Annotated in this window: 16 protein-coding genes, 1 tRNA gene and 2 pseudogenes; 8 read left to right on the top strand and 11 right to left on the bottom strand. The window is 60.4% G+C overall.

The genetic code is table 11. The features are described from left to right. Positions 1-99 precede the first annotated feature (99 nt). From P73_RS17925 to P73_RS17940, 4 genes are all read right to left on the bottom strand, one after another. The gene (locus tag P73_RS17925; protein ID WP_043870635.1) at positions 100-1,074 is read right to left on the bottom strand and encodes an ATP-binding protein; all 975 of its coding nucleotides are present in this window, start codon (positions 1,072-1,074) and stop codon (positions 100-102) included. A 41-nt stretch (positions 1,075-1,115) separates the two neighbouring features. Continuing rightward, positions 1,116-3,389, bottom strand: coding sequence for a hypothetical protein (locus tag P73_RS17930; RefSeq protein ID WP_043870636.1), 2,274 nt, complete (start codon positions 3,387-3,389; stop codon positions 1,116-1,118). Continuing rightward, positions 3,386-4,138: a PDDEXK family nuclease gene (locus P73_RS17935; protein WP_043870637.1), complete on the bottom strand. Its 753-nt coding sequence runs from the start codon at positions 4,136-4,138 to the stop codon at positions 3,386-3,388. Before P73_RS17935 ends, P73_RS17930 begins: the two co-directional genes overlap by 4 nt. A gap of 312 nt (positions 4,139-4,450) precedes the next feature. Further along, on the bottom strand, positions 4,451-5,548 hold the full coding sequence (locus P73_RS17940; RefSeq protein WP_043870638.1) for an AAA family ATPase: 1,098 nt from the start codon (positions 5,546-5,548) through the stop codon (positions 4,451-4,453). 1,125 nt (positions 5,549-6,673) lie between these two features. Here P73_RS17940 and P73_RS17950 point away from each other — a divergent pair. Genes P73_RS17950 through P73_RS17965 form a run of 4 tightly spaced genes read left to right on the top strand, consistent with a single transcriptional unit; the run spans position 6,674 to position 13,850 of the window. After that, positions 6,674-8,065 carry an ATP-binding protein gene (locus P73_RS17950; protein ID WP_202966913.1) on the top strand — a complete coding sequence of 464 codons (1,392 nt, stop codon included), beginning with the start codon at positions 6,674-6,676 and terminating at the stop codon, positions 8,063-8,065. Then, positions 8,062-10,818, top strand: coding sequence for a Z1 domain-containing protein (locus tag P73_RS17955; protein ID WP_043870641.1), 2,757 nt, complete (start codon positions 8,062-8,064; stop codon positions 10,816-10,818). Before P73_RS17950 ends, P73_RS17955 begins: the two co-directional genes overlap by 4 nt. Continuing rightward, complete coding sequence (locus tag P73_RS17960; protein ID WP_052453394.1) at positions 10,796-11,773, top strand: PD-(D/E)XK motif protein; 978 nt, start codon at positions 10,796-10,798, stop codon at positions 11,771-11,773. Before P73_RS17955 ends, P73_RS17960 begins: the two co-directional genes overlap by 23 nt. Continuing rightward, positions 11,760-13,850 carry an AIPR family protein gene (locus P73_RS17965; RefSeq protein ID WP_043870642.1) on the top strand — a complete coding sequence of 697 codons (2,091 nt, stop codon included), beginning with the start codon at positions 11,760-11,762 and terminating at the stop codon, positions 13,848-13,850. The genes P73_RS17960 and P73_RS17965 overlap by 14 nt, the downstream gene beginning before the upstream one ends. 21 nt (positions 13,851-13,871) lie before the next feature. On the opposite strand, the gene P73_RS17970 is transcribed toward P73_RS17965, so the two are convergent. Further along, complete coding sequence (locus tag P73_RS17970) at positions 13,872-15,365, bottom strand: DNA cytosine methyltransferase (protein WP_043870643.1); 1,494 nt, start codon at positions 15,363-15,365, stop codon at positions 13,872-13,874. A 98-nt stretch (positions 15,366-15,463) separates the two neighbouring features. Here P73_RS17970 and P73_RS17975 point away from each other — a divergent pair, with 98 nt between their 5' ends. Beyond that, complete coding sequence (locus P73_RS17975) at positions 15,464-15,931, top strand: very short patch repair endonuclease (RefSeq protein ID WP_338032839.1); 468 nt, start codon at positions 15,464-15,466, stop codon at positions 15,929-15,931. 149 nt (positions 15,932-16,080) lie between these two features. Here the strand turns inward: P73_RS17975 and P73_RS25740 are convergent. Together P73_RS25740 and P73_RS25160 are read right to left on the bottom strand one after the other, a co-directional pair. Then, positions 16,081-16,248, bottom strand: a pseudogene (locus tag P73_RS25740) (IS481 family transposase); the annotation flags it as partial. A gap of 69 nt (positions 16,249-16,317) precedes the next feature. Beyond that, positions 16,318-17,311 (bottom strand): annotated as a pseudogene (locus P73_RS25160) (IS5 family transposase). Between the two features lie 374 nt (positions 17,312-17,685). Between P73_RS25160 and P73_RS17990 the strand changes: the two are divergent. Then, positions 17,686-19,554: a TniQ family protein gene (locus P73_RS17990; protein WP_158401957.1), complete on the top strand. Its 1,869-nt coding sequence runs from the start codon at positions 17,686-17,688 to the stop codon at positions 19,552-19,554. Positions 19,555-19,705: 151 nt separating this feature from the next. Here the strand turns inward: P73_RS17990 and P73_RS17995 are convergent. Then, a tRNA-Arg gene (locus P73_RS17995) sits at positions 19,706-19,782 on the bottom strand. A gap of 82 nt (positions 19,783-19,864) precedes the next feature. After that, entirely contained in the window at positions 19,865-20,176 is a 312-nt protein-coding gene (locus tag P73_RS18000; protein WP_043870645.1) for an ETC complex I subunit, read from the bottom strand. Positions 20,177-20,724: 548 nt separating this feature from the next. Here P73_RS18000 and uvrB point away from each other — a divergent pair. Continuing rightward, positions 20,725-22,908 (top strand): excinuclease ABC subunit UvrB, encoded by a 2,184-nt coding sequence (gene uvrB, locus P73_RS18005; RefSeq protein ID WP_043870646.1) that lies wholly within the window; start codon positions 20,725-20,727, stop codon positions 22,906-22,908. Positions 22,909-23,439: 531 nt separating this feature from the next. On the opposite strand, the gene P73_RS18010 is transcribed toward uvrB, so the two are convergent. Both P73_RS18010 and P73_RS18015 read right to left on the bottom strand, forming a co-directional pair. Beyond that, positions 23,440-24,567, bottom strand: coding sequence for a mechanosensitive ion channel family protein (locus tag P73_RS18010; RefSeq protein ID WP_052453396.1), 1,128 nt, complete (start codon positions 24,565-24,567; stop codon positions 23,440-23,442). A 171-nt stretch (positions 24,568-24,738) separates the two neighbouring features. Then, positions 24,739-25,056 carry an antibiotic biosynthesis monooxygenase family protein gene (locus P73_RS18015; protein ID WP_043870647.1) on the bottom strand — a complete coding sequence of 106 codons (318 nt, stop codon included), beginning with the start codon at positions 25,054-25,056 and terminating at the stop codon, positions 24,739-24,741. Positions 25,057-25,213: 157 nt separating this feature from the next. Here P73_RS18015 and P73_RS18020 point away from each other — a divergent pair, with 157 nt between their 5' ends. Continuing rightward, on the top strand, positions 25,214-25,729 hold the full coding sequence (locus tag P73_RS18020) for a HugZ family pyridoxamine 5'-phosphate oxidase (protein ID WP_043870648.1): 516 nt from the start codon (positions 25,214-25,216) through the stop codon (positions 25,727-25,729). Positions 25,730-25,796: the final 67 nt, after the last annotated feature.

The following is a 25,796-nucleotide window of genomic DNA, read 5'->3' on the forward strand; positions in this document are numbered from 1 at the left end:
ATAAGCATGCACAGCAGACACATAAGCATGCACGGTTGCGGTCAAAAAAAGGGCCCGCAATGCGAGCCCTGAAACGTCCATACCGGTATTGGCCAGCCGCTATTCGTCCAGCACCATCTCCATGAGCTTGTCGCCGTCGATCATGTCGCGATAGCCGGGCGCGGTGAAAGGGCACAAGCCCTGAGGCAGGCGGGAGTTCTGGGCGTAGGCCTCGGAGAACATTTTGACCGTGGCGGTCTTCTGGCTGCGAAGTCTGCACAAGCCAAAGGCGCGGATCAGCAGCTCGATGACGAGGCCCCACCTGGAAACGCAGGCAAAATCGAGGCGCTGCAGAAAATCGACATCAACGAGGTCGTAGACATCGATATCCGCGCGTTCGGCATAGGTGTAGACGAGCTTGTTCAGTTCGATCATGTCCGGGTCCCTTGTCGGATCAGCGAACCTGCCCAAGTGGATCTCATCGAAATGAATGTGGGAGAGGAGATGGGCGATCTGCTCTTCAGAGTTTACATGGCTGGCCAAGACCGGCACGCCTGACAGGATGAGCATCAATGGCCATTCCGGTTCCTTCATCAGCGCCTTGAAGCGGTCGCGGAGCTTTGCATTGGAAATTTCGCCAGAAGTAAAGGCGTGTTGGCATTCGTCATAGTAGAGGCCGATGACGCCCTGTTCGCGGCATTGGTGGCGAACCATGTTCCAGAGTTCACCTTGGGTGCGCCGGGGGTTCGCGGGGTAGCCGAGAGCTTCGAGCGTCTTGTGACCCAGATCCTTCCAGCTGATCGACCCGTCAAGCTTGCAGTAGATGAACTTACCCGGCTTCCCATTGGGCATCGCGGTCATGCTGGCGTTGAATTTCTCCACAAGCCGGACGGTCTCCGAGGTCTTGCCGACCCGCGATTCCCCAGTCACCAGCAAGCCGCGTGCTTCGAAATGCCCGCCGATGGAGGCCTTGACGTAGTAGTCGTGCAGGCAGTTTTCGAAAGCTTCGCGGAGCTTTGCCGCGCGCGGGAAGGTATAGTGCCCACGCTGCAGAGCAACCGATGCGTTGACGCGGTTCTGGTCGATGAAACCCATGGGTATCCTTGAATTGCTGGACGTCGTTGAGGTGGCGGTAGTCACGAGAGCTCGCCCTTCTGGGCGGGGCGGCCGAGCCTGACAGGGGTTTCCGAAGGCGGGTTCTCCGCCTTGGGCTTCGATTTCCTGGTTGGTATTGCTGGCGTAGAGGACGGCTCCGCAGGCTCGTGGTCGATGAGGCTTGCTCCGCCGAGAGGAAGGATCCCCGGGCCCGAGATCGCGGTGGCCAGGGTACCTGGGGCGACCGTGTCGAGCGGCACGTGCGTGGTGACCAGCCGAGATGCGGCAAACAGGCTCTTGGCCTTCTTGCAGGTTTCGGCCTGAGTGACATAGCTCCTCGGCAAACGCCGCTCGACGCCGATTTTCTTGAGCTGATCATGCCTCTCGAGGCGAACCTTTGCGATCCGGTCTTCGTAGAGTGTTGTCACCTCGGGGTTTTCACGCCGGTAGTGCGTCATCAGCTCCAGGAATTCGGATGCGGTCAGATCGGCGAAGACGGTCGTCTGTAGTGCAAGCTTGTATGTCTTTGGATCACGCGGGATCACTGCGGTCGCAAAGCTCAGATCGTCCGGATCGATATAAACGGTGACCTTGCCCTTGTGGTGTTCGCGGGCGGCCTGGAATTCGTCTGACGCATAGAAGAGGCCTTCAAGCACCCGCACACCCTCATCGTTGGGCTGCAACTTGAATGGCCAGCCCAAGTGGACGCGACGGAGATCTTCATCCAAAAGACGAAATGTCTCCCTGGTCTCATTCAGTTCTTGATAGACCTCTGCTGGGCGGCGCCCGCTCATACCGACGCCCATGTGTTTCAGGGACGGGTACTCGTCGATGAAAAACTTGGTCAGGATTTCATAGAGAAGATCGATGTCAAGGACGCCTGATTTTTTGGCGTCATATCCGGGCAGCTCTCCTGCTTTGCGACCCGTGTAGCCGTGAAGCAGTTTGAACAAGACGGATTCCGTGGTGCCGAACATCCGTTCGGCATACGGCTTGTCTGCCGACGCGTAGGTCCGCACATCGGTATTCGCCGATGCGATCCCCATGAGCGCGGACTTGACCTCGGCGTTCCGCAGGCCGGTACCGTTGTCGTTGCGCACCATGCCGAGCCCCATGGCCGGCATAGCCTCGCCCTCGCAACCGTAGATGCGCCTCTCGCGGGTCTTGTCGCGCGTTGCCATCCGCAGCAGCTGCATCGTGGCTTCCGCTTTTGGCTGGTCGCTGACAACCCAGGCCAGCGGCATGCGTGTTGCGACATCGATCATGACAAGGATGCTGAGGCGGCTGCGGATCTCCTCATCCGCCCATTCCATAGCCTTCTTCATATCTTCAGACAGCGTATGCCAATAGCCTTTGGCCTTGGCCGAGGTAATCAGGGAGGCCCGACATTCGTCCATCTCGCAGAATTCGCCGATCATGAGCGCCCGCACGTCAGAACTGCCGCGGCCCCGCTTGTTGCGCGCGTGGCGCTCGCCCTTCGTCGCGACCATGTATTCGGTCGGCGTGAGCAGCTCCTTGCGGTGACGAAGAACGGATTGATGGGATGGGACCGGGAGCGCGGGGAGGTCGTTGAGCGCCCGCTGCCGGTTTTCCCTGTTGATCAGTGCTGCAAGGTAGCCATGCACATTCGCCACCGACGGTCCCTTGAGATCCAAGCCGATCTCCTCCCACGCCTCTGTCATGAGTTCTTTCAGACGCAAGGGCAGACGCGGTGTCTCGTTGCCTTTCAGGTGGTCAAGTGTTGCCAGCCCAGCGATGACATCATCACCGTCCTGGAGACCCTGATAGATCCCGTAGTATTTCTTCAGCGTCCGCCCTTTGTAGAGAAACCAGCTCTTCTGCTGGCCGCCCTTCAAGGTGGCCGCCCCCAGATGCACGCGCTCGCCAAAAAAGGCTTCGACGAGTGGACGCAAGAACTTCCTGTTCGCGGGGTCGTTCAAGGCGCCGATGGAAATCCGGAAGTCCTCATCGCCCTCGACAATGGTCCGGTGGCAATGGAGCTCATCGATCGCCCTGCATATCGCGTAGTGGAAGCGGCCATAAGTCTGTTGCTCATCGGAGAGTTGAGCCGCGACGCTCAGACCACCCAGCCTGAGCTTGGCACTTCCCTCCGGCAACAGCTGCGAAGGGGCGAAAGTCACGGCGCCGGATTTCATCAATTCGACGAAGGATGAGAACCCAAGGATACTCATCTGGCCGCCCATCGGGTCCGCCAGCTCATAGCCTTGCGAACCGACCTTGCGGAGCAGGAGGTCGCGCCCCTGGACCACGATTTCGGTTCCGGCTTCGAAGTTGTAGCGAGGCGCGATCGTCATGACGCAACCTCGACGCGCGACCACTCCGCGATCACATGATCGAGGTTCGCACGCAGGGCGCCACGCGCGATCAGGCGGTAGCAGGATTTAAAGACCGTCTTCTGCGGCAAATCGAGCAGCGGAAAAAGATCACGCCTCAGCCAGAGCGAACGATGGTTGCAGGCGGTCCAGAGCACGATGTCGTCGATTTCCGGATCGGGTGTCTGGATGGCCTCATGCAGCCGGAACAGGTTCTCCCGTCGCTGCCGCGAATAGCGGCCAGCATCGACGATGATCATGCTATCTGCAGCGCGCGAGGGTGTCGCCGCTTGGATCGCTTCGATATCGCGCCGCGTCCGAGGCTTTTGCAGGCTGTCGGAGTTGCGAACGAAGATGAGCGTGCGCCGTCCATCCACGAAAGTGGCAAGCAAGTCATGCGTATAGCTCGGACCTTTGCGGTCACCAGGACGCAGATAGACCTTCAGCGGCTGGAATTGCAGATCATAGAGGAGAGGCGAGAGCAGCAGCTCGTGGGCGACGGCGGCTTCCGCTGCACTCTCGGCAATGCCGGACTTGGGCTGGAAGTCATTCGCGATGGTCCGGTAGGTCATCCACACCCGATGCGAGCTCGAGCTCCGGAAGCCGGGATTGCGAACGCCGGTGAAAGGCAGGACACCGTGGATCCGCCCGAGTTTGATCTTGGACTGCCTGGGCAGCTTCGCCGGCGAATAGTTCCAGCTGTCATGATCAATAGTCTGATCGGCAGACATGACTTCTCCGTTCCCGGAACAGCGTTGCGCCGGGTGCATTTTTGTTTCTTTTCAAGAGGACATGCCACTCTTGCCACGCTCAACCGCTATCGGTAGCGTGACAGATGTGATGATGCGGCAGTACCTCTGCTTCTGGTGCCCGGTCTGGGCGAAATTCCGTCCTGCCCCACCCGGTAGCGCTTGGGTGGGCCATGCGCTTATTTTCCGCGAAGTCGGCGAAAATCCCAATTGAAAACGGGTCGCCAAGTCTTCATGAATGTGGAAAACTCACTTAACCATATGATTTTTAATGATTAATCTGATCCGCTCGGGTCAATGGAGCATCGGCCGGCCCTGTTGGTCCAAGCCCAGCTCCAGCATCCGTTTGACAGTCCGGATGTTGATCTGATGGCCTGCCTCGAACGCCTCAGCCAGCGCGGTCGTGATGGCCGCAATGATGAGCGGGGAAAGCTGCCGCTTCTCGGCCTCACGCAGGACAAGGTCATTGATCTGCCCCGGCGTGGGTGAGGGCACGCTGACGACGCGGATCCGCGACAGGAGCGGTTCCGGCAGGCCGCGCAGGCTATTGGACGTGAAGACCCAGTTGACGAAAGACATATCGAACTGGTGCTGGAAGTATGGACAGGTCCACCGACTTGCTGTCAGGTCTTCAAGCAGCGGTAGGAGGGCATTCGGTAGGCTGAAAGCCCGGCCCTTGTCAGACCTAGGCGTGCCGGATTTTTCTATTTCGTCAATAATGACAAGCCGATTAGCAACCTGCCGCATCAGCATCAGGCTCACAAGCCGGCCGGGGCCGGCATTTGCCCAGCCGCGTTGGCTTCCTATCAGTCCGAAACTGGCATTCTCGCCTGTGGCGTCGAGGGTCATGTCCGGCGTTTCCAGCAGCTGCGCAAGACGACGTGCCCATGCGCTTTTGCCAATGCCAGGCGGGCCATCGAGAAGAATCGGCGCAAATTGAGCACCGGGCCTGCCACTTGCGCGATGATGGTGGAGGCTGCGCCATACATGTGTCGTCGCCTCTGCGACCCATGGGAACTCCGTATGAAGCGCCGCGGCGATCTCGTCGATATGATGCGCAGAGCGCAGGTCGAAGATTTCGGCGCCATCGCGACAGCCCTGCAGCATGGCACGGTCTTCTCGCGACAGGCGCGTTGGCTCGACCTCCTTCAGATGGTGGCGGTGGATCTTCTGCGCCCACCGCCTGATCCGGATCTCGAGCGCTTTCGGGAGTTCATTCTGCGGGTAGCGCCATAGTTCATTGTGGGCGGCGCGCTCTTCCTGGGGGATGCCATCGGAAATCTGCCGCTTGTCCTGCAAGGCGGTGTAGAATTCCTTGAGACGCTTGATGATGGCGGCCTCGTCGAGTGCCGGATCGAGCTGTTTGCTCAGGATGAAGCGGATTTTGGGCATGGATGGGGACTTTCGTCATAGCTCCGCCAGCCGCCATGATGGCGGACATGCGGGCAGAGCCTCGGATTGGAAGGAAGATTGAGTTCGCTGTGCGTCGAACATCTCTCTGAGCCGGAGGCTGGCCGGGCAGGAAGAATTCAGTGTCAGCTAGGGGTATGTAGCGCAGGTATCATCGGGCACTCGCTGAGGACAGACATGGGAGGGACGCACCATTCCATCGGGAGTGGACGATTATCTGGAGCGCCCATGCCATAGCACTCAAACCGCCGCAAGTGATTCTAATGGTATGATATTATTGCGAAAAAACGGATTTGGTTTTTCGCAAACACGAGGCCGACTGATCGGCAGGTGTCCTGGGCGGCGCCCGCACCTCACCAAAAGCGTGAGCCATGCGACCCACTAATTTTTATTGCTGCGCTGCTGCAAACTTGACCGAGGCTGTAGGTCCCATAGGGACCGTTCGGCATGCCGCCCATAAATGATTGATCAACGATTCCATTGGTACCTCGCCTGGCCAGGTAGGAAGAACCTTCACGATTGCTCGCCCTGCAGCCTGAGTGGCGCACCGCAGCACTGACAGGCCGGGCGCTTCGCCTTCAACTCCTCGAGGAGATGCAGCGGCGCACTTTCCACAAACCTCTTAACCCGTTCAGGGTCGACATGGGCCCGACGGACACAATCCCGGTAGACGAGCCAGCAATGGATGGCTCCTACGAAGCTGATCACTATGCCAGCTATGCAGATGAACGGACCGATCATGCGCTTTCCTTTCTTACTGAGGATACCGTCATACTGAGAGCATGCCTGTGGCAAAATACTCGCGGTAGCACGTGTCAGGGTCAAGCTCGCGCCGTTCGTGTGAGTCTGGCTGAGGCTCACATTCCAATGGGCTCACGGCCATCGCAACGCTCCAAAAGAAAATGCTTTTCATCTTCAACTTACGTGTGCCGTGTGTTCACATTGAAATGCAACGGCTCGCGAGAGGGAGGGCCATAGCGAAAATGTGTTGCTCAAACGCAGAGAAGTATGGTTGTGCGTACAACAAAACGACAGGCAGACGCGACTCCGTACGCGGCATCACTGATCGAAGGTATGAGGGATTTCGGTTATACCTTGGAAACTGCAATGGCAGATGTCATCGACAATTCGGTGACTGCCAAGGCGACCAAGGTCGAAATTCTCGCAGAAACGGCGACAGATGATCCGTGGATCGCAATCGTCGACAACGGGACAGGCATGACCGAACCCGAGTTGATTGAAGCAATGCGGCCTGGGACGAAAAATCCGCTTCAGGAACGCGAAGGTCATGATCTCGGACGGTTCGGGTTGGGCTTGAAGAGCGCGAGCTTTTCGCAATGCCGCCAGTTGACCGTGATCTCCAGGAAGGATGGTCATACATCTGCCGCGACATGGGATCTCGACAAGGTTGCGGAGAGCAATGACTGGCGCGTAGACCTCGAGGATGACCTGACAGATATACCCGCAGCGGACAGGCTGCCGAATGCCGGGACCATTGTGCTTTGGCGCAAGCTCGATCGGCTCTCGACGAACTTTCGGAATGATGTTGCAAAGCGCTCAGCTGAAATCAACAAGGCCATTTCGGGTGCGGAGCGCCACTTGCGGCTCTGCTTCCATCGCTACATGGAGGGCAGCAAACCCGCTCTGCGGATACTGCTGAACGACCGAAAGCTCTTGCCGATAGACCCCTTTGCGACGGATCACCCGGCAACGCAGACGGATCCCGAAGATATCTTGCCGTTACTCAACGGCGAAGTGGTTACCCAGTGCTTCACGCTTCCCCATCACAAAAAGATGTCGAAGACGGCTTGGGAAGACCTCGGTGGCCCCGAAGGCCATCTAAGGTCCCAAGGCTTCTACATCTATCGTGAGCGCCGTCTCATCATCGCCGGCAGTTGGCTGGGCCTCGCACGGCAGACAGAACTGACGAAACTGGCAAGGGTGCGTGTCGACATCCCGAACACCATGGACTCGGACTGGAAGATCGACGTTCGCAAGGCATCGGCCCAGATGCCGCCAGTTGTGCGCGAACGATTGCGGAGGATCGTTGAACGGCTCCAGGGAACATCGAAGCGAACCTACCAGCGCCGGGGCCGAAAGCTCGTGTCCGATGAGTATCTGCCGCTCTGGAACCGCGTGCAGAGGGATGGTGGCATCGTCTACCGCCCCAATGTCGAGCACCCCTCGATCACCGGTTTCGCCGCCGCGCTGCCTGAAGAGTTTCGGCATGGGTTCAGGACCTGCATCAGTCTTCTGGGCAGCGGCTTGCCCATTGCTGCATTGCACGCGGACATGCTGGGCGGCGCCGAGGATGTGACCCAAGACGCGGCAGATTTCGCGGATTTCGCCGACTCGGCCGAGATCGCCATCAGGGCTTTGCTGCATTCGAACATGACAGGAAATGACGTGGTGCGAGCTCTATGCTCGACCGAGCCGTTCATCCACCACAAGGACGCGATTCGACGGCTTGTCGAAGAAATACAGGGAGAACCCTCGTGACCGCAGAGCTCAAGCATCTTGATGATGTCGTTTCGCAATCACTGGCGCATCAGCGCAAAAGCGGCACCGAACTGCGGACGTTCATAACTACGATGAACGGGGCGTTGAACGTGAATGCCGGGCCGGATGCCATCGAGCAGCTCGCACGTGACATTGAGGAGCGTTTCGGCATCACCATGGGGCTCGGGGCGATGGTCGATGACGAGAGCTTTCGCCCCTGGCTGGATGAGGCCAAGGCGTCCATCGACCCGTTCTACTGGGACCGTTACAAAAAGCTGCTGCACAAGAACGGCCTGCCACAAGACGTCATCACCACCACTGACGAACTAACTGACCGCATCCTCGGTCGCTTGGGCAATCCGGGACTCGATGAGAAATGGGATCGCCGGGGGATGGTTGTCGGCCACGTCCAGAGCGGCAAGACGGCGAACTACACCGGCTTGATTTGCAAGGCGGCGGATGCGGGCTACCGACTGATCGTCGTGATCGCGGGCATCCACAACAATCTGCGCAACCAAACCCAGGAAAGGATCGACGAAGGCTTCATCGGTCGTGATACCGGGCGGCTGGCAACGCAGGGCAAGAAGGGCAACCGCGCCATCGGTGTCGGACTGTTTGATGACCGCCATGTCCCGGTTGGCTTGACGAATACACTCGCCGACTTCCGAAAGGACACGGCGTCCACCAACACCAGCCAGATCGATTCATACAAGGTGCCGGTGGTTCTGGTCATCAAGAAGAACCACAACACGCTGCGCAACCTGTTGGACTGGCTGCGCGAGAACAGTGCCAGGGGCGACGATCAGATGATCGACCAGCCGATGCTGCTGATCGATGACGAGGCCGACAACGCTTCGATCAATACGAAGTATTCGAAGGACGAGATCACCAAGATCAATGGGCAGATCCGCGATCTGCTGAACATGTTCCACCGCAGTTGCTACGTAGGTTACACGGCAACGCCCTTCGCCAACATTTTCGTCGACCCGGACCAGTATGACGAAGCGCTCAAGGAAGATCTTTTCCCGAAGCACTTCATCGTGGGGTTGGATGCGCCGTCGAACTACTTCGGCGCGAAGAAGATTTTCATCGACGGAATTCCCGATGATGGCGACCCTGTCTGGCTGCGCTACATCACTGACAACGAAGACGTTCTGCCGATGAAGCACCGCATCGACCAGACGGTCGATGAATTACCTGAAAGCCTGAAAGAGGCCGTGCGAGCGTTTCTGATCGCGCGGACAATCCGGAATCTGCGCGGCCAAGCCTCGAAACACTGCTCGATGCTTGTGAATGCAAGCCGCTTCACGGATGTGCAGGGTCTGCTGCGGAACCGGTTGCACCAATACGTCGGCGGCATTCAGGACTCGCTGCGTGTCAACGGTGCGCGTGGTGACGCCGCTTTGCGCGACGCGATGATTGCGGATCTGCATGAGACTTGGGAGAGGGAGTATTTCGACGCCGAGCCGGACTGGTCCAAGGTGCTTGCGGCCATGCTTGAAGCGGTCGCGGCGGCGAAGGTCGTCGAGGTGAACAGCCGCGCCAACGGCCTCGACTATACCGGCGAGTCCAACGTTGGCCAGACAGTCATTGCCGTTGGCGGCTTCTCGCTGTCGCGGGGCCTCACGCTCGAAGGCCTGACGGTCACCTGGTTCCTCCGCAACACCATGATGTATGACACGCTGATGCAGATGGGCCGATGGTTCGGCTATCGTGGCGGCTACGAGGATCTGTGCCGCATCTGGATGCCCTCCGATGCGATCGACTGGTATGCTCACATCGCCGAAGCGAGCGAGGAACTGCATCTCGAGTTGAAGAAGATGGAGAAGGCCAAGGCGACGCCTTCCGACTTCGGCTTGGCCGTGCGCAGCCACCCAGCATCGCTCTTGGTGACTGCCCGCAACAAAATGGGGTCAGGCCAGAAACACATCCTGATCGGCCTGTCCAACGCTTGGGTTGAGACCGCAAAGATCACGGCCAAGCCAAAGGAACTTGCAGCGAACCATGAAGCCGCTGTGCGCCTGCTGAAGGGCATGGCCGCACGAGGACTTGGACCGGCGGCAGCTGACAAGGTGAACGGTGGACATCTTCTGAAGGACGTGCCGGTCGAATTGATCGACCAGTTTCTGCTCGCCTGGCGCAACCATGAACAAGCCTTCCTGACCCAACCCGGGCCGGTTCGCGGCTACATACGCGATCGGCAAGATGACGAACTGAAAGAGTGGGACGTTCTTGTCACCGACGTGAAGAGCGAAGCCGACAACTTTGATATCGGCGGCTGGACCGTCGGACCGCAGATGCGCCGTATCGGTTACGCCGACCTCGGCGATCATCTTCTGTCCATGAGTGGCAAGCGCGCCCGCATTGCTTCCCGTGGCGTAGAGCGTATCGGGGTCGATGAGGAAAAGGCCAAGCAAGCTGAAGCAGCATATCTGGCCGCTGAGAAACTCGATGGAACGGACGAGGAAAAGCGCCCGTCATTCCCAGACCGGATCTATCGCCAGGTCCGCGACAAGCCACTGTTCGTGCTTCATGTCGTGCAGGTTCGCCAGCCTGAGGAAAAGGACATTGATCAGTTGCGTGACAAGAGCGTGCTCGACCGGCTGCCCGAGCGTCCCGTGATCGGTTGGAGCATCAGCCTTCCCCCGTCCGCCAAACCGAATGATCGGGTGGAATACATCATCAACATGGTGAAGTTCCGCGAAATCTACGGCTCCGAAGAGGATGACGATGGCGCATATGAGGACGATTGAGGGACCGTGGGCCAGCCTCGCCGAGAACGAGGCGCGGCGTGTCGACAGCAAGGGGCGGTTCGACTTCTTCTGGGTGAGGATGCCTGACGGGGCTCCGGGTTTGGTGCTGCGCCTCTCGGCTGGCGTCGAAGAGGTGCGCCCATTGCCGAAGCTCAAGCATGTCGGCGTTTTCTACCGGGTCGTCGAGGGCGCCAACCACCTTTGCATCACGCTGTCCGAATTCGCCCATATCGACCTTTTCGAAACACTTTGTCGGGACGTGGTTTCAGCGGGTGAAGAGGCCGCCGATCTCCAAGGGGCACTCGGCCGCGCCGTTCGGCGGGCCATGCGCTGGCACCATCTTCTGCGGGGCGGCAAGCAGGGAATGCCGCTGGAAGTGCAACGTGGCCTAGTCGGCGAACTTGCATTTCTGCGCGAGCTCGTCGCTGTCATCGGTCCGAGCAAGGCGGTGGAAGCTTGGAAAGGGCCGGATGACAGCGCGAAGGACTTCGAGCTTCCCGGCATGTTCTTCGAAGTCAAGGCGCGGAGGAGCGCGGCCCATCCGAAGATCCGGATTTCGTCCGAGGCCCAACTGATGGACATCGTCGGAGCCCAGCTGTTCCTTCGCGTCCAGGATGTGGACACCGCACTGGATGCCGAGGGTGACAACCTGAAGGATCATGTGAACAGAACGGCGAAGCTGTTCGAAGATGATGTTGCAGCGCTGGACGTGTGGGAGCAGCGCATCGCCGAAAGCCCCTATGCGGAAGACGCCGTCGAACCGGAACGTCGCTGGCACCTTGGAGCGGCACGGCTGTTTCAGGTCGTCGAGGGCTTCCCGAGGATTGTCCCGCCCCTGCCAGCAGGGACCGAAGAACTGGCCTATTCGATACGCCTCGACGCCTGCACCGGCTTCGAGACCACAACAGATTTGAAGACATTGCTATTGGGGGAGACACGGGATGTCGGAGCTTGAGGAATTCCATCAGAGTCTGATCGCGGATATCCAGGGCAACGCCGATGCGATGGGCGCCTATGTCCAGGAAGCTTTCTTTGAAAAGGTTGGAGAGATCCTCAACGAAGCCGGCGAGATCGAGGAAGCCGACTACTGCCACTTCGCTGGCAAGCGGGGGAGGGTCACGTTGCAGGTCAGCGGATACAGCGGCGATCCACGTGACACCAACGGTGAGCTTGCACTGATCCTGACAGACTTCCAGATCACGCCGGAGGTGCGCAAAACTGATGGCAAGCACCTGCAAACGCAGTTTGCGAAGTTGGTGGAGTTCCTGAGACATTCGCGGACGGAGCAATTCCTCGATGACCTGGAAGAAACCAGCAATGCCGCGCAACTGGTCGAGCTCATCCAGACCCGGTGGCCGCTCGTCGAAAAGATCAAACTGATCTATGTCACAAATTCGGACAACCGGGCGAAGGCGGACGCCAAACCCGCAGGTGAAATTGGCGGCAAGCCCGTCACTTACAGTTCGTGGGACCTGAAACGCCTTCAGGCATACCTCGAACAGGGCAGAGCCCGCGAAGATCTGACGATTGATTTCGCCGGTGAATTCGGTGGTGCAGTGCCGGTTCTCCGGGCGTCCGGGGCGGATACGGCACTCGAAAGCTATCTCGCGGTCATTCCGGGTGCGCAGCTTGCCCAGGTTTACGATCGATGGGGTGCCCGTCTGCTGGAAGCCAACGTGAGGAGCTTCCTTCAGGCGCGCGGCAAGGTGAACAGAGGCATCAGGGACACCATCAAGGATGATCCCCAGATGTTTTTTGCCTATAATAACGGGCTTTCCGCCACAGCAGAAAACGTCATCTGCGAGAAGACCGAAGACGGTCTGGTGATTACCCGCGCCGAAAACCTTCAGATCGTAAATGGAGGTCAGACTACAGCCTCAATCCATGCTGCCCGCAAGCTGGCTGGCGAAGGTCTTAAAGACATCTATGTCCAGATGAAACTGAATGTCGTTCCTCCGACACTGGCACCGACGGTGGTCCCGCAGATCTCGGAATTCGCCAACAGCCAAAACAAGGTCAACGCCGCGGACTTCTTTGCCAACCACCCGTTTCACATTCGCATTGAAGAACTATCTCGGAAGATCCTCGCGCCGGCTGGAGCAGATGGATACCGGGAGACCAAATGGTTCTACGAACGGGCGCGCGGTCAGTTCGCAGACGAACGCGCCAAGAAGACCTCCGCTCAGAGAAACAAATGGGATGCCGAATTCCCGAAGTCGCAGTTCTTCACCAAGACCGACCTGGCCAAGTTCGAGAACTCATGGAGCGGGCGTCCTGAAGAGGTCTCAAAGGGGGCTCAGAAGAACTTCGCGGAATTCGCCAAGGTGATCCAGAAAGTCTGGGGCAAGAGTGGTGCCCGGGTGGACGAAGTCTGGTATCGTCAATTGATTGCGAAGGCCATCATCTTCCGCAGGCTGGAAAAGCTGGTCTCGGCACAGGAATGGTATGAAGGTGGCTACCGGGCGAACATCGTCACCTATGCCATCGCAAAGGTCGCGCACGACGCCGAAGCCGCAGAGAAGCAAGTCGATCTCCAACGGGTCTGGCGCATGCAGACCGTACCAGCCGCCTTGGAAGAGGCGCTGCTGGTCGCCGCCGCCGAAGCACAGAGCCTGATCACCAGTCCGCCGGAAGGCATCCGGAACATGAGCGAATGGGCCAAGAAGCAGGCCTGCTGGGAGCGTTTCAGAAAAACGAAGCTGGATTACCCGGAAGACTTCAAAGGAATGCTGATAGCTCCCGAGGAAGCGCGCAGTGAGGACGACGCGATCAAGGATGACGTCGAATTGACCAAGAGCGTCGAGGATCAAACTCGGGTGTTCGAACTCGGGCCGAAGTTCTGGGACGAAGCGCGAAACTGGGGGCGGAGCCACAAGCTTTTGACTCCCATGGAATATCAGGTCTTGGGAATCTGCGCGAAAATTCCTGACCGTATCCCCACCGAGAACCAGACCGCAGTTGCAATCAAGGCGCTCGCCAAGCTGGAGAGCAACGGCTTCGGTATCACTGAAGAGGCGAAGGCGGGCGAGTGATCGGCCTTCGTCGCATCGTTTTCACGACAGCAACCGCATGACGGCCGTTGCGATTTGATGTGCAAGGTAGGGTGGAACCGCGTTGCCGACCTGATGATACTGCTTCGTGCGTGGGCCGCAGAACCAGTAGTTGTCCGGGAACGTCTGCAAACGTGCTGCCTCGCGCACAGTCAGCGCGCGGCATTGCTTCGGATCCGGATGGATGAAGTAGTGTCCGTCCTTCGAGATGTGGCTGGTCACGGTCGTTGACGGCTTGCCTGCTGCCTGCGTCCGGAAACGGTCGGCGAAGTCTCCGGAGCTGCGATTTTTGTGTTTCGGCTGCAGAAACTCAGGGAACTCGATCAGCTTCGGGGCTTTCTTGAATACATGAGTGTAGGCGGCCGAATACATGTACCGCCCGAGGTCTTCCGGAATGTGGCCGCGGGTCTCGTGCTGGAGTGTTGTGCGCAACCGGTCGTCAGAGAACCAAGCTTGGAGATGATCCGGCATTTTTGACTTCTCACCCTTCCAACCACTGCTGCGATGGTGAGGCAGATCGTTGGCCGAGGCGATCGCGCGCGCGATTGCTTGTACATCGTCGGGGATTTCACTGGCATTCGCGATGGCGAGGGCCTGCTCACGGACAGCGTGGTGCCAACTGTCAACGCTGTCCTGTCGGCTCAAACCGCTTCTCAATTGCCACATGCCGGTGATGGCCTCACCGACCGTGACCGGCGGCTGGGGTTCCCCCAGGATCGGGCCATCCAAATCCAGACCTGCCGCGATGTCCTTGCGTATCCCGAGGATGATGACACGGTGGCGAGCCTGAGGAACACCATGGTCTTCGGCCCGGATAAGGAAGCTGCGCGCCTCAGCCCGGCTGCCATCTTGGGGTGTCGGTTGAGCCAGGGGGAGCAGTCGATACCCGTCCCCCGAAGCCTCGAGATCATCCAGAACCCTGCTGAAGATGCCCCCGCCATCGACCTTGCTCGATAGCATGCCTTTGACATTCTCCATGACAAAGGCCGCCGGATTCAGGCGATCCAGAATTCGCACGTATTCTCGATACAGGTAGTGCCGCTCATCCTGCTCCGGCACGTAATCAGCCTTGCCCTTGTTCCTTGAACGACCCGCGAGGGAATAGGCTTGGCAGGGCGGCCCCCCGATCAGGATCGTGTTTCCTCCGTGCGCTTCGCGGGCGTGGTCGAGTTCGACAGCCAGCTCTTCGAACACGCCGTCCCCACCCAGAACCCGCTGCCTGACCTCCTGTTCCGCCAACTTCCAGTTCGATGGATAGAGTTCCGACCAGTCAGGAAAAGGTGCGCCCTTGTTCAGCGCATTGTAGTATTCCTGAGGAAACTCGTCGAAGGACCGCAGGAAAGCGCGCAATCGCAGCGTCTGGATGGCGTGGTCATCCATTTCGACGGACAGATGGATCTTCATCCCTGCATCGGATGCACGACCAGCCCGCGAGAAGCCCTCACCGAGGCCACCGGGTCCCGCAAATAGATCAATGATGGCAAATTTCCGGGTCATGGCAATCCTTCCTGGACGCGCATCTCTACCAGGTTTTGCTATCAATGCCAGGTGGAAAATGGGGGCCAAATGGCTACATTTCCCTCATGACGGATGTGGTGGACAAGAAAACGCGATCACGAATGATGGCGGGGATCAGGGCAACGAACACGAAGCCGGAGATGCTTGTCCGCCGGGCATTGCATGCGCGAGGCTTCCGATTTCGCATTCATGACAAACGACTTCCTGGGCGACCAGATATCGTGTTGCCGAAATGGAAGGTTGCGATACAGGTTCATGGCTGTTTCTGGCATCGTCACTCCGGTTGTTCCAAGGCCACCAATCCGTCCACTAATGCCTCCTTTTGGGCGGAGAAGTTTCGGGCCAATGTTGAAAGAGACGCTGCTGCGGTCGAGAGGCTCTTGGAGGAGGGGTGGCGCATCCTCGTGGTCTGGGAGTGCTGTCTCGACAAGGCCGGACTGGCAAAGGCAATTGATATGATAGAGGATTTCATCAAGCTTGGTCCCAATCATCCTGTCCACTTCGCTGAAGTGGGGAAGCCAGATGTTGCAGTCGTCGAGGCGTAAAGTCGCTGCCGACCGTGGCCGCGCACTGGGAACACGGCGATGCAATGGGATGACCGTGCGCCAAGGTATTTCGATACGATAAATCCTTGCCCGTAAACCTTTTCCGTGGGATTGGTGATCGACGCGGCAAAAAGCACGTGACGAGCATTCTAGGTGTTCAGTCCCGGCATTTGGTGGATCGGGTTCAAGATGAAACTGTCTGGTTCTGAAGTCCAGATATTGCAGATGTATTCGTAGGGTGTGAGCCCGTTGAGGGTCTTGAGCCTGCGCGCGAAGTTGTAAGCTGCCATGAAGTCTGCGAGGTGCGTCCGCAGCTGACACGGGTGTCATAGGGCTCTGTTGCGCAAATCGCCTGATGGCCGAGGTTCCCCTTTCCCCGGACAGACTTATCCCACGGCTTCCGTGACAGGGATGCCGAGCGCGGTGTAGCCGTTCAGGACGGCGATGCGGACCTGGAGCTCGGCGACCTGACGGTCGAAGTCCCGAGCCATGAGCCGCTGGCCCAGCAGTTTCACGCAATGCATATTCGTTTCGACACGGCTTCGGCGGTGATATCCGCTCCATCGCCGCCGGATCGCGCGGCCGAGGTATTTCGATGTCCGCAGTGCTTCGTTTCGTGTGACCGCGCCAGCGGTGATAGCCTTCCACGGTTTGGCGTTCTTGCAGAGCGGAATGACAGCGTGGGCGCCACGGTCAGCGATGGCATCGTGGCATTTGCGGGGTGAAGGGCGTCCCGGAATTGATCCAGTGGATCAATTCAGCCCTGAACGGGCGAAGCCCCGGGTCGTAGGCAGCGTCTTCGGTGACGCTCCCGATCTGCTCGCTCGCCGGGATCTGGCCGAGCAGGTCGGGCAGCACCGGTGCGTCACCGATAAGGCTCCCGGTGATCTCAACAACGCGGATCTCCAGTGTTTCCTCATCAATCCCGAGATGGATCTTGCGCCAGACCCGCCGTTTGGGGCCACCTTGCTTGCGGGCATGCCATTCGCCTTCGCCCTCGACCTTGATGCCCGTGCTATCGATCAGCAGGTGCAGTGGCCCGTCGGAACCGCGATATGGGATGTTCACGGCCAGCGTCTTCTGGCGGCGCGACAGCGTGCTGAAGTCTGGGACCTGCCAGTTCAGACCGGCCAATCGCAGCAGGCTCTCGACGAAGCCGGTCGTCTGCCGGAGCGCCATCCCAAACAGCACCTTCATCGTCAGGCAGGTCTGAATGGCAGCATCGCTTTAGGTCTACTGGCGGCCACGCCTGCCTGACGGCGCGGCATCCCAGCTCATCGTGGGATCGAACCAGATGGTCAGCGATCCCCGGCGCTTGAGCGCTTCATTGTAGGCTGGCCAGCTCCTGGTCCTGTAGGTCGGGGATGTGGGTCTGCTCATGCACCCGAGCTACCATGCTGGTTTCACGAGATGAATCCCTCACGGAATTTGCGCAACAAAGCCGATCGAAGCCACAAACAGGAAAGAGGACATTGGTGCAAACTCGGCGACGGCCCCCGCCGCCGACTTCGGCCTACCCAGCCATGCCGCATGATGTCCTGAATGACTGTTGAGTGGTAGCCGCACCGCAGCGTTGACCCTTCCGGTGAAGGTCCGGATTGGGCCGTTCACGTCGGTAGCATCCCTATCAGGCCCCGCATGGCACATGTTTCCATCTGCGCTTGCAGCGAATGGCGACTTCGCTTCCGATCCCGAAACGGCTATGGAGCGGCGTATCGCAACACGTGGGGCGTTTGATCACACAGGAGGTGTACTTGCTGCGGAAACTCGCCCTTACAGTGGAGCCCGTTGACCGCGAGACGCTCCCGTCGCTGTTTTCGCGCATGGCAATCCTGAATGGAACCGACGCTGCCAACTTCGCCCTCGATCTCGGTACCACCTTTCGGCGTATCCTGGAGCAGGACGAAGAGGCTGTCGCGATTTTTGCAGAACGCGCAGGGCTGTCGGCCACGCAGCTCGCCGAGCTGCTCTCTTGGACAGGTGAACGCATCGGAGACGTCCGAATGCGGTTTCGGAAGGAAGTCTTCGTCTCGCGGGCGCTACGAAACCCGATCATTCGGGGCTGTCCACACTGCATGCGTGAGCATGCCGCGGATCAGCCCCATCCATTGCGGCACATTGCCTTGCGGGGGGACTGGCTCTGCAGAGGTGTTGATATTTGCCACCAGCACCACCATCCGCTGGTTCCCTTGTGGTCTAGTTCGCGCCCCATCGAACGGGATGATATTGGAGCGAGATTGGCGGAAATCCTGCCAGACCTGCGAGTCGGATCATTCGACTGCGTGCGCATTGATCCTACCGACTATGACCTTTGGCTTGATAAACGTCTCTCGCAAGGTATCTCTGCGGACAAAACATGGCTGGCCTCACAGCCGGTGTTTCCAGCGATCACAATCTGCGAGTTTATCGGTGCAGCTTTGCTGCGCAAACAAGGCGAGGCTCCGGACGATCGGCATGCCAAGGCCACGGGCTTTGCCTTTGTCTCGCAAGGCCCTGATGGGATCCGAGCGGCTCTGGACATCCTTATGCGATCACAGGACGGTGGGCACATCGTGACGCAGGGCGAATTGGCTCCGCTCTTCAGACACCTCAAGAGCATCTACCTTGATGACGATGCCTTTGCGGTATTTCGCGGGATCCTTCGTGACTATTTTCTGGAAATATGGCCGTTGGCGCCGGGTGATGACCTTCTCGGGCAGGCCGTGACAGAGCGGCGCCTCCACTCTCTTACATCAGCATCCAAGGAAACCGGAATCGGCCCGGCTGTTCTTAATGATTTTTTGACAGAAGCGGGCGCGTTTGCGCTCAGTGACGCGCGTGCCGATGCCCGCAAGACCTTTGATGCGAAAGCTTGGCAGCACATTCTTGATGAAATCCCTACATTGGTCGGCCCGATTGCTCTGCGACGGGCAATCGGCGCAACGCTGGCCGAATTGAAAGGGTTGAAGGCAGACGGTGTTCTCGTCCCGAGGACCAAAATCGCAACGATCAAATCGCCTTGGCGGATTGCGGATGGCCAAGCTCTTCTTGAGGAGTTGGAGGCCTATGCGCAGCCGGTTGCCCCAGAGGAGCCAGGGTGGGAGACGATCCAACTCGTTCACAAGCGGCTGGACCTTCCTGTTGGCGCGATCATTGCCGCTATCAGGACTGGTTTTCTGCGCCTTGGTAAGCGTTCTGATGTGTTCGGCTACCACGGGTTTGTGGTGGAAATCACTGAGGTTGCTGCGTTCAAGGAGAAGGCCGCGCCGAAGCGCAAGCCATCGACCAACCATGGCGAGGTGACCGCAGCGGCCTTCGCCCGGACGGCTGGCATTCGGGGCAAAGGTCAATTTTTGGCTCTGATCGAAGGTGGTTACACGCCTGCGATGTTGGTTTTGAATCCCACGACCATGCGACGGGAATGGCGCATGAGCCGCGACGATATTGCTGCGTTTGAAGCCAGCTACACGACACCAACGATGCTTTCGGCCGAAACCGGTGCGCATAGGAACACGATTCTGGCCGTTCTTGAGAGCGAGGGGGTCCAGCCGTTCCGACCGAACGGCTTGGATGTCGGACGGATCTATCTTCGGAACGAAGTTGAGCCAGTTGTGGCACTCTTGCAAACTCAAGGCACAAAATGACAGCGAGCCACGGGCTTCTCTGAAACAGAGTTTTATCTCAATGCACTAGAAGAAATCTGCGCCATCGCACCTCAAGCCTCTTGACAGGGGGTGTGCATGAAAACCGCCAAATCGTGCAAGCTTATGGTGCATTGGCAGCTGACGGGAAATTTGGCGACCCCTGAAGGACTCGAACCCTCAACCTGCGGATTAGAAGTCCGCTGCTCTATCCAGTTGAGCTAAGGGGCCGCGATCCGGCCGTCGGCCGGTGGGAAAGGCTGCCTTTCGGCAAGGGCGCCGGACCCCGTCCGGCGCATCGGCGGGTCTCCGGTCAGTGGGTCCAGGGCGCGCGCCGGCTGGTCGCGAAATTCTCGCCATAGCCGCCCGGCCGGATGTTCGGCGCGCGCCGGTGCGGCTCCTGCACGACGAATTCCAGCCCGTGCTCCTCGGCATAGGCGATCGCGGCTTCCTTGCTGTCGAACGTCATCCGCACCTGCGTCTGGGTGTCGTTCGAGGAGGTCCAGCCCATCAGCGGGTCGATGTTGCGGGCAGAGGCGGGCGCGTAGTCGAGATACCATTGTCTCGTCTTCGCCTGGCCGGACTGCATGGCATTGCGTGCGGGCTGATAGATACGGGCGCGCATCGGTGACTCCTTGTTGCCTGCCAAGCCTTATCCCCGTTTCCGGGCGGCGTTTCAAGCCCTTCGCGCGCCAACCGCGCGCCGTCCCGGCACAGCGAAACCCGCCCGGTGGGGGACCGGGCGGGTGACTTCGAACGATTTCGAAGGGATGACTGCCGACCCCGGACTTGGGAGCGAGGGGTGGGGTGGGTGGTGCGCCCGGAGCCGGACAGTCCTTTCTGCTGCTTGCACGGACGACCCTAAGGACAGTCGCGCCCTCGATCAAGCGAAAAATATCGTCAGGGTTGTATTGTTTTCGATAAAACTCTCGTGAAAGTAGTAACACTTTGTTAATCCTGCCGCGCCATCGGATCGCGCAGGGAGCGCCTGCGCCCGCCCGCCGTCACCCCCCGTCACCCCCCGTCCCAGGCGGCGGAAGGTCCGGCCTGAGTCGCCGGGACCAGGCGCGCCACTCCTGCCCCCCTCCCCCCTCCGCCGCTCCACACTTGAAACGTGAACAAAAAGAGATCATCTGTTAACCGTCCCCTGCCCCTGCCCCCAAAGGACCCCGCATGGATCTCCCGATGATGAGCGCGCCCGCCGCCGAGCTGAAATCCCGCCCGAAACTCGAGGGCGGCAAACGCTTCGTCATGCACAGCAGTTTCGAGCCCTCCGGCGACCAGCCCACCGCCATCGCCGAGATCGCCGCGGCCATCGAGGCGGGGGAGCGCGACCAGGTGCTCCTTGGGGCGACCGGGACGGGCAAGACCTTTACCATGGCCAAGGTGATCGAGGCGACCCAGCGCCCCGCCATCGTCCTCGCCCCGAACAAGACGCTCGCCGCCCAGCTCTACGGCGAGTTCAAGGGCTTCTTTCCCGAGAATGCGGTCGAATATTTCGTCTCCTATTACGACTATTACCAGCCCGAGGCCTATGTGCCGCGCTCGGACACGTTCATCGAGAAGGAAAGCCAGATCAACGAACAGATCGACCGCATGCGCCACTCCGCCACGCGGGCCCTGCTCGAACGCGACGACGTGATCATCGTGGCCTCGGTGTCCTGCATCTACGGCCTCGGCTCGCCGGAGCTCTACATGGCGATGACCATGGACCTGGAGGCGGGCAAGAGCTACGACCAGCGTCAGATCATGGGCGATCTCGTGGCGCAGCAGTACCGCCGCAACGACGCCGCCTTCGACCGCGGCTCCTTCCGGGTGCGCGGCGACAGTCTCGAGATCTGGCCCGCCCACCTCGAGGACCGCGCCTGGCGGCTCAGCTTCTTCGGCGAGGAGCTGGAAAGCATCACCGAATTCGACCCGCTCACCGGCAAGAAGACCGACGGCTTCGAAAAGATCCGCATCTACGCCAATTCCCACTACGTCACGCCCAAGCCGACGCTGAAACAGGCGATCACCGGCATCAGGACCGAGCTGAAACAGCGCCTCACGCAGCTCACCGACGAGGGCAAGCTTCTGGAGGCGCAGCGGCTCGAACAGCGGACGAATTTCGACCTGGAAATGCTGGAGGCCTCGGGCTTCTGCAACGGGATCGAGAATTATTCGCGCTACCTGACGGGCCGTGCGCCGGGCGAGCCGCCGCCCACGCTCTTCGAATTCATCCCCGACACCGCCATCGTCTTCGCCGACGAGAGCCACGTCTCCGTGCCGCAGATCGGCGGCATGTACCGGGGCGACTACCGGCGCAAGTTCACGCTCGCCGAACACGGCTTCCGCCTGCCCTCCTGCATGGACAACCGGCCGCTCAAGTTCGAGGAATGGGACGCGATGCGGCCGCAATCCGTCTTCGTCTCCGCCACGCCCGCCGCCTGGGAGCTGGAACAGACCGGCGGCGTGTTCACCGAACAGATCATCCGCCCCACCGGCCTTCTGGACCCGGTGGTGGAGATCCGGCCGGTGGAGACGCAGGTCGACGACCTGCTGGACGAGGCGCGCCGGATGGCCGATCTCGGCCGCCGCGTCCTCGTGACCACGCTCACGAAGCGCATGGCGGAGGATCTTACAGAATACCTGCACGAACAGGGGGTGCGCGTGCGGTATATGCACTCCGATATCGACACAATCGAACGGATCGAGATCCTGCGCGACCTGCGGCTCGGCGCCTTCGACGTGCTGATCGGGATCAACCTGCTGCGCGAGGGGCTCGACATTCCCGAATGCGGTCTGGTCGCCATTCTCGACGCCGACAAGGAGGGCTTCCTGCGCTCGGAAACCTCGCTGATCCAGACCATCGGCCGCGCCGCGCGCAACGCCGAGGGGCGGGTGATCCTCTACGCCGACCGGATCACCGGCTCGATGGAACGCGCCATGGCGGAGACCGACCGGCGGCGCGAGAAGCAGATGGCCTATAACGAGGCCCACGGCATCACGCCCGAGACGGTGAAGAAGAATGTCGAGGACATCCTCGCCGGCCTCTACAGGGGCGACGTGGACATGAACCGCGTCACCGCGACGATCGACAAGCCGGCGGCGGGGCAGAATTTGCAGGCCGTGCTCGACGGCCTCAAGACCGACATGCGCAAGGCGGCGGAGAACCTGGAATTCGAGGAAGCGGCCCGGCTGCGCGACGAGATCAAGCGGCTGGAGACGGTCGACCTCGTGCTCCACGACGACCCGATGGCCCGGCAGACGGCGGTGGATCAGGCGGTGGACACGGCAAAGAAGGCCAGCGGACGCTCGACGGCGGGACGGCCGGGGCAGAGAGGGGGAACCGCGGGGCGGCGGAGGCGGAAGGGGTGACTAGAAATCAACTCCTTCGCGAAACCGACACTGTGGGCATTTCTGAAACCCGTCATTGCCATAAACGCTATAGATGTAGTCCCTTTGCTCGATCGTGAGATTGTGTCCACAATCCGCGTAAATTCTTGAAAGCGCCTTGCATTTCGCAATGTCGTAGTCATCGGGACCGGATTCAGGCTCGCTCAAACCCGTCGCTCGGCTGCGCACTCGCTTTTTTGCTTCCCAAATCTCTCGTTCAAATTGGTCGGTAAAGTCGTCAAAGCGAGGTCGAGGTAAAGTAAGCTGGCAGAGATTTTCCAAATCGGCGGACCCTTTGTCACAGAATGAGTAAATGCGCTCACCACACCAATGCAACAAAAGGATGATATTTTTATTGCATTTAGTTTTGTTTTGTGGCGGCGGAAATATTAGATGATTCGGTCGACGCGCACAAATCAGGGCGCAATGGATCAATGCCAAAGCGCCCGCCCATAGGGCGGGTCGGGCGTTTTCGGAAATGCCTCGGCAGTTCCGATTGGCCCCGGCGCCCCCCTACTCCGCCGCCCGCATCTTCCCGAACGGGCCGCCGCCTTCCGGCGTCTCGCCCTTGATCTCAAAGCTCGCGCGGGTGCGGGGCAGCGCCGTCGGGTAGGAGCGTTGCAACCAGGTCAGGAGCTTCTCGCGCACCTCGCAGCGCAATTCCCAGAGCCGCGGAGAGGTCCGGGCCGACATCAGCCCGCGCAACTCGACCACGTCGGAGGCGCTGTCCGTCACCTGCAAGTTCGCCACCTGCCCGTCCCAATAGGGGCTTTCGCGCACGAATTCCTGGACCTTCGCGCGGATCTCGTCGACGGGGGCGGTGTAGTCCACCCGCCACATCACCGCGCCGATCACGTTGGTGCTGTCGCGCGTCCAGTTCTCGAAGGGTTTCTCGATGAAATAGGTGAGCGGCACCACGAGCCTGCGCCAGTCCCAGATGCGGATGACGACATAGGTGGCGGTGATCTCCTCGATCCAGCCCCATTCGCCCTCCACGATCACCACGTCGTTGAGGCGGATCGGCTGGGTGAGCGCGATCTGGATGCCCGCGAAGACGTTCGAGAGCACCGGGCGCGCCGCGATGCCGAGCACCAGCCCCGCGACCCCCGCCGAGGCAAAGAGCCCCGCGCCGATCTCGCGCACGCCGGGGAAGGTCAGCAGGATGCCGCCGGCGGTGAACAGGAAGATCGCGAAGAACATCACCTGCCGCAGCACGCGCAACTGGGTCAGCGTCTTGCGCGCGGTCAGGTTTTCCTCGTCGTCGGTCTGGTAGCGCAGCATGGCGCGGGTGGTGAAGTGGTTGCCCACGATATAGGCCGCCCAACCGAGCGTGACGATGAAGATGATGCCCATCACATGCCGGATATTGGCGAGCCAGACCGACGGCAGCGAGACGAGCGGCAGCACGATCATCAGCGACAGGAACACCGCCATGAGCCGCGCCGGGATCAGCGCCTGACGCATGATGACCCGCGCGACATGGGAGGGATCGCGATAGACCCGGCGGATCAGCCCGCGCAGCGCCCAGTTGAAGGCGAGGCCGGCGAGCACCGCGCCAAGAATCACGGCGATATCGACCATGAAATAGTCGAGACGCCGAATGAAGAATTCGGTTCTGGAGATCAGGTCCTGGAAGGTCAAAGCTGCGGCATGCCTCTTGCTGGTCCGACATCGCGCGGGCGATCTCGGAGGGGAACGCCGAAGCGCGGGTTTGGTTCCGGCGCGCGCTCCGCCTGCGCCGCCGGGGGCGGCGGGCCGCCACCGCTCCCCGCCGCGCCTTACCCGCCGCGCAGCCGCGGAGCGCCGCGGCGGTCAGTAGACCCCGGCGACATCGTACATGACCGGCTCGAAGGTCTTGCACATGGTGTTGATCTCCCGGTTGCGCCGGCGCATTTCCTCGGTGCGCAGCATCGCCTGGTAATCCTCCCGCCGCTGCCATTGGGAATAATTCGCGATCCGCGTCTGCGCATCATTGATATGCAGCGCCGCCGCGAGGAATCCCGGCTGTTTCGAGATCACCTCGGCATAGGCGGCCTGAAGCGCCTCCATGAGATCCTGCGCCGCGCCCGGCGTCGTCTCGAAGGTGGTCAGGACCGTCTGGCAGCTCTTTTCCATCGAAATCGTCGGCATCGTCTCCTCCCTGATGTCGTGCCTGTCCGTGCGAGCATATCATGAAAGCGCCGTGCCACGGATCGCGATTGCCGCGCCCGCCCGCCCCGTCCCGCCGGCGCGGCAGGGGCCGAACTTGCCTCTGGTCAGCGCGGGCAAGCTCGTCTAGCGTCGCGCCATGACCGACGACAGACCCTCTCCGATCCGCCCCACCGACGACGAGGCCCGCGGCCTCGCCCGCAAGCTGGTCTCCGGCGCGCGGATCGCCGCGCTGGCCGTGACCGATCCCGAGACCGGCGTCCCGCGGGTGTCGCGCGTGGCCTTCGGGCTCGACGCGGAGGGGACGTGGCTCACGCTCGTCTCCACCCTCGCCACCCATACCGCCGCGCTCAGGGCCGCGCCGCGCGCCGGCCTCCTGCTCGGCGAGCCGCCCGCGAAGGGCGATCCGCTCGCCTTCCCCCGCCTCTCGGTCGAGGTCGAGGCGGCGTTTGTCTCCCGCGACGATCCCCGCCACGCCGGGTTCCGCTCGGCCTGGCTCTCGCACCATCCGAAATCGGCGCTCTACGTGGATTTCCCGGATTTCTCCTTCGTGACCCTCACGCCGCGCGCCGCGGACCTGAACGGCGGGTTCGGCAAGGCGTTCCGCCTCACGGCCGGCGATCTCGCCCCGGCGGATGAAACGCCGGAGCTGTGAGGGACCGCACATGCGGGAGACCGGTCTGCGAAGGTCCGGGCGCCCGCGCCGCCCGGACCCGTATGCC

The organism is Celeribacter indicus (assembly GCF_000819565.1).
GTDB lineage: Bacteria > Pseudomonadota > Alphaproteobacteria > Rhodobacterales > Rhodobacteraceae > Celeribacter > Celeribacter indicus.

Bases quoted from the DNA above. Each gene is read 5' to 3' on its own strand.
- P73_RS17970 (WP_043870643.1), bottom strand. From the start codon at position 15,365: ATGACCCGGAAATTTGCCATCATTGATCTATTTGCGGGACCCGGTGGC.
- P73_RS17935 (WP_043870637.1), bottom strand. From the start codon at position 4,138: ATGTCTGCCGATCAGACTATTGATCATGACAGCTGGAACTATTCGCCG.
- uvrB (WP_043870646.1), top strand. From the start codon at position 20,725: ATGGATCTCCCGATGATGAGCGCGCCCGCCGCCGAGCTGAAATCCCGC.
- P73_RS17930 (WP_043870636.1), bottom strand. From the start codon at position 3,389: ATGACGATCGCGCCTCGCTACAACTTCGAAGCCGGAACCGAAATCGTG.
- P73_RS17940 (WP_043870638.1), bottom strand. From the start codon at position 5,548: ATGCCCAAAATCCGCTTCATCCTGAGCAAACAGCTCGATCCGGCACTC.
- P73_RS17960 (WP_052453394.1), top strand. From the start codon at position 10,796: ATGGCGCATATGAGGACGATTGAGGGACCGTGGGCCAGCCTCGCCGAG.
- P73_RS17925 (WP_043870635.1), bottom strand. From the start codon at position 1,074: ATGGGTTTCATCGACCAGAACCGCGTCAACGCATCGGTTGCTCTGCAG.
- P73_RS17965 (WP_043870642.1), top strand. From the start codon at position 11,760: ATGTCGGAGCTTGAGGAATTCCATCAGAGTCTGATCGCGGATATCCAG.
- P73_RS18015 (WP_043870647.1), bottom strand. From the start codon at position 25,056: ATGCCGACGATTTCGATGGAAAAGAGCTGCCAGACGGTCCTGACCACC.
- P73_RS18000 (WP_043870645.1), bottom strand. From the start codon at position 20,176: ATGCGCGCCCGTATCTATCAGCCCGCACGCAATGCCATGCAGTCCGGC.
- P73_RS18020 (WP_043870648.1), top strand. From the start codon at position 25,214: ATGACCGACGACAGACCCTCTCCGATCCGCCCCACCGACGACGAGGCC.
- P73_RS17950 (WP_202966913.1), top strand. From the start codon at position 6,674: ATGGCAGATGTCATCGACAATTCGGTGACTGCCAAGGCGACCAAGGTC.